The 9,609-nt window shown below is 69.3% G+C and carries 8 protein-coding genes; 2 read left to right on the top strand and 6 right to left on the bottom strand.

Annotated elements, in window-relative coordinates; genetic code table 11:
• The 5 genes from J7E97_RS33200 to J7E97_RS33180 form a co-directional block, all read right to left on the bottom strand.
• On the bottom strand, positions 1–480 hold a 480-nt coding region (locus tag J7E97_RS33200), incomplete at its 3' end, for a TniQ family protein (protein WP_285429007.1).
• A 26-nt stretch (positions 481–506) separates the two neighbouring features.
• Positions 507–1,571: a TniB family NTP-binding protein gene (locus J7E97_RS33195; protein WP_215034982.1), complete on the bottom strand. Its 1,065-nt coding sequence runs from the start codon at positions 1,569–1,571 to the stop codon at positions 507–509.
• Positions 1,568–3,733: a DDE-type integrase/transposase/recombinase gene (locus J7E97_RS33190; protein ID WP_215034980.1), complete on the bottom strand. Its 2,166-nt coding sequence runs from the start codon at positions 3,731–3,733 to the stop codon at positions 1,568–1,570. Before J7E97_RS33190 ends, J7E97_RS33195 begins: the two co-directional genes overlap by 4 nt.
• Positions 3,733–4,434, bottom strand: coding sequence for a TnsA-like heteromeric transposase endonuclease subunit (locus tag J7E97_RS33185; protein ID WP_251055543.1), 702 nt, complete (start codon positions 4,432–4,434; stop codon positions 3,733–3,735). Before J7E97_RS33185 ends, J7E97_RS33190 begins: the two co-directional genes overlap by 1 nt.
• A gap of 266 nt (positions 4,435–4,700) precedes the next feature.
• Positions 4,701–6,071 (bottom strand): DNA-binding protein, encoded by a 1,371-nt coding sequence (locus J7E97_RS33180; protein ID WP_215034976.1) that lies wholly within the window; start codon positions 6,069–6,071, stop codon positions 4,701–4,703.
• A gap of 210 nt (positions 6,072–6,281) precedes the next feature.
• Here J7E97_RS33180 and J7E97_RS33175 point away from each other — a divergent pair, with 210 nt between their 5' ends.
• Complete coding sequence (locus tag J7E97_RS33175) at positions 6,282–6,596, top strand: PadR family transcriptional regulator (protein WP_215034974.1); 315 nt, start codon at positions 6,282–6,284, stop codon at positions 6,594–6,596.
• Between the two features lie 1,198 nt (positions 6,597–7,794).
• On the opposite strand, the gene J7E97_RS33170 is transcribed toward J7E97_RS33175, so the two are convergent.
• Complete coding sequence (locus J7E97_RS33170; RefSeq protein WP_251055539.1) at positions 7,795–8,826, bottom strand: hypothetical protein; 1,032 nt, start codon at positions 8,824–8,826, stop codon at positions 7,795–7,797.
• Positions 8,827–9,099: 273 nt separating this feature from the next.
• Here J7E97_RS33170 and J7E97_RS33165 point away from each other — a divergent pair, with 273 nt between their 5' ends.
• The gene (locus J7E97_RS33165; protein WP_215034972.1) at positions 9,100–9,297 is read left to right on the top strand and encodes a serine protease inhibitor; all 198 of its coding nucleotides are present in this window, start codon (positions 9,100–9,102) and stop codon (positions 9,295–9,297) included.
• Positions 9,298–9,609: the final 312 nt, after the last annotated feature.

The following is a 9,609-nucleotide window of genomic DNA, read 5'->3' as shown; positions in this document are numbered from 1 at the left end:
GGAAAACGCGAGGCCCCTCACCCGGTCGTTGGGCGGCGTGGCCCATTGGTGGTGGCGTGGGCACAGCCGCCGGTGTTCGGCCTGGTAGGCCCATGCCTGGCTGGTGGTCCCGTGGGCGCGGTGGAGCGTGCACCGGGGACAGGTGCGGGTGGGCTGACCGGCGGGTTCGAGAGGCTGCCAGTGGGCGGTGGGATGGCCGGGGCCCAGACCTCTCGCTCCGTGGACGGTCTTGCCGAGGGCGAGCGGGAGGCCGGGGACGCGGGCGAATGCAGCGAGGTGGTGGAGTGCTGCGGGGGACAGGACGATCTCGCTGCTGCCCGGCGTGCTGCCTGGGCGGCCGTGGACGGTGATCCCGATGCCTTCGAGGAGCTGGCGGCAGTCCACCCGATACGACTCGGCGAGGCGGTGGAGGTAGGAGGCGGTCGACTCGTGTGCCATGGGCCTGACGCGTAGCGCTCCGGGCGCCGTGGGCTGCGGCATGTTGGCGGAGGTCGTCGCCGAACTGCTCACGGCTGCTCTGCTCTGGCCGGTGGGCCGTCGCGGTGTCCGCTTCGGCGCCGGGTGCTGGGGCTGATCGTGTGTCGGGGGCGGTGGTTGTCTTCGGCGAGGTGGTCGAGGGTGATGGCTTCCAGGCTGGTTTTGGTGATGCGTTCGGTGTTGTCGAGGATCGCGGTGATGGCGGCCTGGCGCAGGAGACGGGCAAGGCTGCCGATGCGTCCGCCAGTGCGGGCATGGAGGTAGGGCGCGAGACGGGGCAGGGTCCCGGCCCGATGCCGCTCAAGGTCGAGGCAGGCCTCCAGGGCGGCGACCAGGTCGCGGAAGGGTTGGCTGGTCCCTCGGCGGGCGGGGATGGTGTCGCAGTCGATGAGGGTGGCACGGCCGGCGAGTTGGGCGCCGCGAGTGCCGGTGAACAGGGGCGTGGTGGTGACGTCGATGCCGGCGTAGACGAATGTCGCGGTGATGCGTTCGGTGAGGTCTTTGAGCAGGTCGGTGGCTTCGGCGCCGGTGCTGGTACGGGGGTTGAGCCGGTGGATCTCGTCGATCATTACCAACCGGACGCCTGCCCGGGTGTAGGTGTCGCAGACCGACGTCATGATCTGGGCCTGTGTCATGCGGTGGGTGATGGGGATGCCGAGGAAGCGGGCGAACTCTGCGGCCAGGGTCTTCGCGCTGGCTCCGGGCGGGACGAGGATGTACGTGACGGGCATCTGGTCGCGGATGCCGGTGCGGGCGGTTTCGGCGAGGTGGCAGGTCCTCCCCACTTGCAGGAGAGCGGTGGTCTTCCCGGTTGTCGGGGGCCCGGTGACGATCAGGCTGGGGCGGGCGGTGGCCCGTTGGTGCCGGCCCAGGACCATGAGGGTGCGCACCGTGGTCGAGATGGTGTCGATGGCCGGGGTGCGGACGGTGACGAAGTCGGAGTGGTAGGCGAGCCGCTCCTCGACGCTGCGCGGCGGTGCGCCCGGGTCGGGCGGCGCGGGGGGAGGGAGGTCGACGAACTGCTGCCAGCCCTGCCACGTCGTCGGCGGCAAGGCGTCGCCCGGACCTGGTTCCGGGGCTGGCTCGTGTTTCACCACTGCTCTGCCTCCCGCCGGGCGTCGTATAGGCCGAAACCGCCGGCCTCCGCTGCGGAGGCCCAATCCTGGTCGTCGTCTTCCTCGGTTTCCTCGAGGCCGTCCAGGCTTTCCACACCGTCGAGGCCGGGGACGTCTCCGGTGGCCTGGCCCGGCAGACGCACGCTGGGTCCGGACGTCTCACCGAGAACCTGAGCTGCACCACCGGCGATGGCGAGCGTGTCGGCCCACGCCGGGACACCGGCCTGTACGCGTTTCGCCTCTGCCAGCTCACTGGCGGATGTGCGGGTGTCTGTCCCGGCGCGGGCACGGGTGAGGATCGCCTGGAGCGCGCCGGCGAGATCGCTCTCGTACTGTTCGCTGTCGCCGCGGTGCTCGACTTCGGTCTTGAGGTGCTGCCAGAGGTGGTCGTTGAAGGGCTGGTGGACGTGGTCGCGGTGGATCCAGCCGATCTCGGCCAGGTGTCCGTCGGGCAGGCGGATCCAGACTTGCCGTGCGTCGTGGGGGTTGTGGTGGACTTCCCATTTCCCGCTGCGGGCGTGGATGTCGGAGGGCTGTCCGCGGAGCGGGTTGAGGATGGCGTTGTCATAGGTGCGGTGGCTGATGCGGATCCCGCGGTCGGTGATCTTGTGCCAGCGGGTGGGGAGCAGCTCGATGTAGTCGCGTCCGGTCAGAGGCACGGGCATGTACCCGAATGCGGCGATGAGGGCTGCCCACATCTCGTTCGGCGACAAGGCGGCCTTAGCCATCGTGGGGTGCCGCAGGCCTTCGTGGGGCCGGGGCTGCCAGCCGGCGGTGATCCACTCCTCGAGGAGTTCCTGGAGCTGCGCCACGCTCCAGCAGGCTTCCTTCTCGGCGTCGCGGCCGCGCTGGACGACGTTGGAGCCGGTATAGCCGGCGACGTACTGGCAGAACAGGGTGTTGATCGAGGCGAAGGTCCGCTCCACGGGTCCCTTCGCCGCGGGCTGGCGGGGAGGCGCGGGCTGAAGGCTGACTCCGAGGGTCTCGCAGGCGGCGCGGAATGCTGCGGAGAGGTAGATGTTCCCGCGGTCGACGATCACTGTCTCGGGGATGATGACCGGCCGGGCTGCCGCGTGTTCCAGCCGGGTGTCGATGTCCAGGAGCCGCTCGTAGGGGATGCTCGCGTGCGCGAGGTGCAGGCAGGCGGGCCAGTGGGGGCGGACCGGGTGCGGGACGGCCATCTCGGCGAGCAGCAGCGCGGCATCGACGGCTTTGGTCCCGCCCGGCCGCAGTACCGCGGCAAGGATGCTGCGGGTGGCGACGTCCAGGGCGATGGTCAGCTCGGGCCGGCTGGCCACGCCGTGGTCGGAGACGGCCATGATGTCCAGGCGCGTGGTGTCCAGCATGACCTGCTCCCCGGGCCGCAGCGCCATGGTCGGGGTGAAGGGCGGCGCCGGGCTCGAGGCGGTCCGTGCCGGGCGGCCCGGCAACTCCCTCGGATCGGCCAGCGCGCGTACGAGCCGGTTGAACGTGGACACCGGCGGCAGCAGCCGTCCGGCCTCGGGGCCGTGGGCCTCGGCGAGGACCTGCCGGGTGAGCTCCCGCAGCCCGGCGAGCGTGCTCTTGGAACGTCCGCGCTGGCGCCGCAGCGCCTCCAACACCGCCATGACGACCTGCTCGTCGGCGCGCCCAGTCCGGCTCGACGGCTTGGTCGTGCGGTGATCGACCAGCCCCCACAGACCCTGGCGGCGGTAGCGGGCCCGCATCCGGCGGATCGTCGGCGCGCTCACCCCCACCCAGCCCAACGACGCCAGCTCTGCAGCCTTGGCCTCCACCCGCTCGCTGATCGGACGCTCCAGCGCGTACGCCGGCCGCGGCACCCCCGCACTGCCTGGCCCGCCGGGCAAGCCGCACTCGATCTCCTGCAGGTGCCGCTGCCAGGCCAGCGCCCGTTCCTGCTCCCGCACCGGCACCGTCTCGAACAGCCCCCACTGCGGCACCCCCACCGCGGGCCGGGCACCGACCACCGCGAAATCGGCTGCCGCGCACAGATAGCCGGTCAGGAGCGAAGTGACGGTCCCGTCCTCGGCGATCAGCCGTACGACGGACCCGTCCATGGCTGCCACCTGCCAGGTGCGCCCCTCGAAGACGACGTGCCCGCCCACCGCGACCACCGGCCGCCTCGCACCACTGCTGCTCATCACGCCTCCCCGCCCGTGACACCGGCAGACGTGCTTGGCCGGGCGAGGACCCGTTCGTGCAGGGGCCGGGACAAGGGCACGGTCAGCCTGCCGGACCACAGAGCGTGGAACACGGCCGGCCACACGGCCATGGGATCGCCGACCGCCCGCACGCCTTCGATCAGTGGCCGCGGCTCCCGGAAGGCTTCTTGCACCGCTGCCATCCGTTCCGGGCTACCGGCGTTGCGGGGGTGCCGGTAGCCGGCGAGCCACCGGACGTTGGCCGCCAGGACCGCGTCGAGGGGTTCCAGCCGCCGGTAGACCCACCCCGCCTCCGCGCATGCCGCACCCACGTACTGCGCGGCCAGGCGCGCTGGCTCCCCACCACCGCCAAGGACTGCAGGGCAGTCCGCCAGCAGGGCTGTTCCGTCGGTGTACCGGGCGAAGAGCTGCGGCACCCAGGACCGCACCCGGCCCTGCCCGTCACGCCACACGACCCGTACCGGCCGCCCGGCCAGACCTACGACGCCGGGATCGCGGTCGAGCACCATCAACTGGGAACGCATGGCCGCCGACCCGTGCACCACATGCCGGCCGGTCGTCGCCGACCACCACCACCCAGGCGCCCACCGCTTCCCCGGGATCACAGGAAAGGCCGTGACAGGCGGCAGTTCCTCGAACCGTACGGACGCGGCAGCCTTGTGCCACGGAAGCTGCCGCATACATCCCGACAGATCCTTGAACTCCGCCTCACAGCCGGTCCCGGCCCGGCCGCCGCCTTCTCCTTGTGCGTGACTGCTCATGGTCGCTAGCCAAGTACGTGAACCGTGCGCACAAACACCGGTCGCGAAGGAGCGTCACGCGATCGAACGGACCACACCCCAAGCGCGGGACACCGCACGCACCCGCCTGCTAAGGAACCGCCAGCCTGAACGCCTGCACAGAACCACGGCCGCAGGACCATGAGAACACGCAGGCAGGAGCCTGATCAGTCGTCCGCCACCGGCCCGCGCCGGGCAAGCTCCTCGATGAGATCAGCGGGGATCTTGCCCCACTCGCCGACGAACTGCGGCGGCACGCCCGCCTCGAGTGCAGCGTGGGCGGCCTCCAGGAGCGCACGGTCCAGGAGCTCGCTTCCCTTGGCCAGGAACCGCAGCATGTTGCGGCTGGCCTCGGCGACAGGCCGCCCGTCATGGACATGGACGTCACCCAAGACCTGGACCGCCTCGTCCAGCAGGCTTTCCAGACGGGCCCGGTCCGCATCCGGGACGGCCTTGCGCCAGCTGATAGTGCCGTCCTCCCGCTCAGCCAGCCGACGCAGCTGCGCCCCCGTGGAAGCCGGCTGCCGCTCACGGCTCACCCACCACGGGTTCTGGCCCCGGCCGTCAAGATCCCCGACACCGCGGCGCCGCCGGATCACCGCGCCCAGCCATCCGGCCACGAGCGGCCCGCCATAGTCGACCGCCACCACAGGCCCCAGCCACGGACGCCCCACCCGCACCCCCAGCTCCCGGCAGAACGCACCGTCCACCGGCCGAGGACGGATCTGCTCCCGCCCGCTGTCCACCCACGCCAGCTCCTCCATGACAGGATCCAGCAGTGCGTCGGCCACAGCGACGACCTCGGGGAAAACCACCGCGTCCCGGGCCACCGCGTGCCACCACCAAAACCTGCCCCCTGCGTCCCCGCCCGCAAGCCGGTGCAGCCGGGCCGGCCAAACCCGCTCCTCACCCCAACCCAGAGCCTGCTCCCACCACCGGCACACCACCGCCCTCGCGAGACCGAACACCTCAGCCGGCTCGACCCCGGCCCGACGCGCACGGCGTTCTACGCGCGCCCACCGCCGCTGTGCCTGGGCCACTTCCGGACTCTCGCGCAGGTCGAGGTTCTCCAGTCCGTGGTCGACGTCAGCGTCGAGCTGCCACCGGTGATGCCGTACGCACACCCGCTGCCAACGTTCGGCGTAGCGGACTACACACACGGCTTGTCCGGTGCGTCGGGCCGTGCAGAGCCGGCAGCCGAACGCCACCGGTTTCATATCTGTGCCTGCAACGCGCCAGAGCGCTCCCGGAACCCCGCTTGTCTGCTGCTTGGCGGGCTGCCCAGTGCCCTGCCAGGCCGGCAGGGCACGCCCGAGGGCCTCTTCGTCGATGCCACACAGCCCTACCAGCACGCTTCGGCCAGCCTGGTCGAGCAGTGCCTCCGCATCAGCGCGTGGTGTCCCGTCAGGATGCCGGGGCCGATCGTTCTTCCAGTGCCAATGTCCCAGTAGCCAGTTGGGATCCTGGCCGTATCGGCCAGCGACGCGGCAGATCAGCGACCAGGTTGTCTCGCTTGTCACAGGAGCGATGCGGAGCATCCGTGCTTCCCGAAGGACAGGTGTTTGGGGGGACTGCGATCACAGCTCTTCGATGCCCGGCACGCCTCAGAGTGATGCCTGTCGGCGGTGACGGTTCCTGACCCGGGCGACGAGCCAGATGAGTGTGCCGGATCATCTCCGGCACACTCGGCGTATATCGATTAAGGATTCGTACTCGACATACGCTCTGGTTTCTGGTGCACTTGTGGCATGGGTACACCACGGCTGACCAAGCCCACGATTGCGGTACTTGAGGTTCTTCTAGGCGCGTCTGACGACGAACCCGCCTGGGGGCTGCGGATTTGCATGGAGGCTGACCTGGGCTCAGGTACCGTGTATCCCCTTCTTGAGCGACTGGCCAAGCAGGGCTGGGTAACAAGCTGGACCGAGTCGGAGCCACACCCGGGCCGGCCGCCGCGCCGTTTCTACCAGCTCACACAATCGGGGCGTCTCGCTGCAGAGGTCGCGCTCCAGGAGCGGGCCGCCAAGCGGGCACGGTTCCGGCTGGCTGGAGGGGTGGCATGAATCAGCAGACTGCGGACAGGCTGAGTATCGGCATCGCGATGTCCGGCTTCGGCGTGCAGCTCATATTTCTTGGGGCTCAGACTGGTCCGCCCACTGTCTGGAACGTGATCGGTCTCGTAGTGAGCGTTTCGATGGTGCCGCTACCACTCCGTAGACGCTGGGTCTGTTTTCGATTCCTGCGTGAGGCCGGCGCCATAGGGCAGGAGCTGGAGCGGGTGAAGCACCAGGCGACAGCAGGCCGGCTGGCTGTGCAGCAGCTTCAGACACGAATCGATAGGGCCAGAGAGATATTGGAGATTGCGGAGCGAGAAGGTGGGTCAGCTGAGGATGCCTTGGCTTTGGCCGCAGAGCTTGAACGCTTGGAGGCGCTCGCCGTTCGCTCCACGGACGAAGCGGAACGCAATCTTGCGGTGGTAGCGCGACGCCACGCAGTGCTAGAAGCTCATCTCACCCGTGTCGTGGCCGTGCTTCAGCGACGGCCGAGTTCCACGCGCGATCGTGTGTCCGGCTGGCTTGTGACTCTGGCGGCGTACCTCGGCGGACCGTCGTCGCGGCATTTGATCGAAGCTTGGCACGCCGATCTTGCTGGGACACCCGAGGCTGGCTACTCCCTGTCGCAGGGGCGCCGCTTCATGTACGCGGGCGGGCTCGTATGGGCTGCCATCAAACTCAGGCTGTCAGGCGTCATGCGTCCCGTGGACTGGATCTTGGCAACACAGCAGCGAGCAGACGTCCTGACCGCTGTAGTAGTGGGTTCCGTGGTCTTGTATCTCGGCAGGGACCTACACGGCATGCTGGTCGACGCGCTGAGTACCAGTCTGATCGTCTTTGCTGGGATGCGATCGGCTATTGCTTGGCTGCGCAGGGTCCGGGGAATCGAGCTTGCTCCTGTAGCACCTGCTGCTACATCGAATGGGTCGACGGAGGGCCCCAGCTGTCGTCGGTCAAGAGGATCTGGTACGGGATGATCTTTCCAGAGTCTAGCTTTGATTTAGTTTGAAGCATTCTGGGCGGACATCTGTTTCGACGCGGTTCTCCGCAAGGGTTCGTGATCATGTTTTCACCTTTGGCTCTGCTGGGGAGGATCGCCGTGCGGCCGGGTGCGGACCCGCGCAACAAGCCGGAGGCCCGCGTTAGGGGCCAGTTGAATTTCCCCATGGGCGGCCAAGGGGAAAGGGATCTAACTGGCCGCAGACGGTCACTCTGTGGTGGTACTCACCCGGGAGGCGGGACGGGTCCGAAGCCAGTACGAGAGGGCCGCGATGGTCAGGGCGATGCCGTAAGCGGCGAAGGCGACCATCCCGATCCAGCCGACCAGCAGGGCATCGCCCGAGGAGTGGAAGTCGCCGCGCCGCATCGTCACTGCGCCGGCCGTGGCCAGAGTCAAGTATCCGGCCCCGACAACGCCGTACGGGGCCAGCGTGGCAGCGCCGAGCAGAGCCGGGGCGAGCGGGAGCCAGCGCGGCACCCGTCGGCCGCGCAGGAACAGTGTCCAGCGCGGGAAGACCTGCCCCCACGGGCGGACCAGGCCCCAGAGCAGGAAAACGCCGAGCACGGCCAGCAGCGCGGTGGGGTCCAGGCCCCATGACTCCAGGGTGAGGAAGATCCCCGAGGCGCCGTTCCGCTCCGAGACCGCGAGCATCTCCTCACCAGTGATCCCCGCGAACGTGCCGCCCGACGCCCAGACCAGCTTCATCGCCGCGTACGGAACAAAGGCCAGCGTCCCTGCCCAGGCGGCGAGTTGGACGAGCCGCGGCGCTGCGGCCGGTGCTCGTACAGCAGTGCCGGCGGGTCGGCGGTCGGACCGGGCCGTGGCCGCGAGCAGGACCGCCCCGACCGCCGCCAGGGCCTTGTTCGCGGTAGAAGCCTTGCTGTCCACTCCCTGACCGAGCATCAGTGTGATCGCATCCATCAGCAGGCTGAACGCGGTGACCCCGGCCAGCCCGCAGGCCACCCAGAGCAGCACCCGTATCGCTGGCCGAAGCCCGTACAGCACCACCGCTCCGCTGACCAGCGCCGCCAGCGCACCCACCGCCATGACCGCCCAACCCAGCCCGGAGGCACCTGAGTCACCGCCGTGGTAGAGCAAGGAGGGCCCACTCAGCGCGCACGCCAGGCCGAAGCCGGCATACAGCACCGCCCACAGCATCGTTGCCCAGGCCACCCAGCGCGGCCATCGCTGCCACCAGGCCCTCCAGAGCGCCTTCATCGTCCGTTCAACACTGGTCATGTTCCGAACGTCGCATCGACCGCGGCGGGGTGACGTCGGCCGACGGGACGATCTCCCTCCCCCAACCGGGTGAGGAACCTCTAAGACCAAGGTATGTGTGACGGAGCGTGACGTCTCAACTGGCCGTACGTGGGGAATCTGGGCTGGCCGCCGTCAGCCCGGACCCCGTGAAACGGCATCACCTTCGTGCAAAGCACAGGAGCCCCAAGCCCTGTGCAGTGGTGACCTGTAGCGTCGAGCAGGCTCGAAGCGATCACCACTGTGGAGGGGATTATGGCAGCGAAGAGTGAGTGGCCCGAGCTGATGGGGAAGCCGGCGGAGCAAGCCCGCCAGCAGATCGGGGCGGATTTTCCGGAGATCACGGTCCATGTGGTGCCCGAGGACAGCATGGTGACGATGGACTTCAATGAGCAGCGGGTGAGGCTCTTCGTGAAGGACGGCAAAGTGGTCAGGGAACCCAGACGCGGGTAGTCCTTGCTGCCAGCTTGGCCTGCGGAGCAGGCCTCGGGGTCCTGGAGGCGGAGCCGGAAGGGCCTTGGGGCGGGGGAGCGGAGCGGACCCGCCCAACCGGCCGAAGGCCCGGAGCCCGTGAAACGGGGTCACCTCCGCGCGGAGCGCGGGAGCCCTGGGGTCTGCGGAGCAGACCGGTTCTGGTGGAGCGCAGCGGAACCAGAACCGGTCCGGAGCGAAGCGAAGGACCCCGGCCGAAGGCCGGCCATGGCTCGGAGCGAAGCGCAGAGCCTGGGCCCGAAGGGCCCCGCCCGAGCGCAGCGAGGCCGTTCA

Source organism: Streptomyces sp. ISL-66, from assembly GCF_018614135.1.
Taxonomy (GTDB): Bacteria; Actinomycetota; Actinomycetes; order Streptomycetales; family Streptomycetaceae; genus Streptomyces.
Note: the sequence above shows the minus strand (reverse complement) of the source record. Positions and strands in the feature narration are given on the sequence as shown.

Bases quoted from the DNA above. Each gene is read 5' to 3' on its own strand.
- J7E97_RS33190 (WP_215034980.1), bottom strand. From the start codon at position 3,733: ATGAGCAGCAGTGGTGCGAGGCGGCCGGTGGTCGCGGTGGGCGGGCAC.
- J7E97_RS33185 (WP_251055543.1), bottom strand. From the start codon at position 4,434: ATGCGGCAGCTTCCGTGGCACAAGGCTGCCGCGTCCGTACGGTTCGAG.
- J7E97_RS33180 (WP_215034976.1), bottom strand. From the start codon at position 6,071: ATGCTCCGCATCGCTCCTGTGACAAGCGAGACAACCTGGTCGCTGATC.
- J7E97_RS33175 (WP_215034974.1), top strand. From the start codon at position 6,282: ATGGGTACACCACGGCTGACCAAGCCCACGATTGCGGTACTTGAGGTT.
- J7E97_RS33170 (WP_251055539.1), bottom strand. From the start codon at position 8,826: ATGACCAGTGTTGAACGGACGATGAAGGCGCTCTGGAGGGCCTGGTGG.
- J7E97_RS33165 (WP_215034972.1), top strand. From the start codon at position 9,100: ATGGCAGCGAAGAGTGAGTGGCCCGAGCTGATGGGGAAGCCGGCGGAG.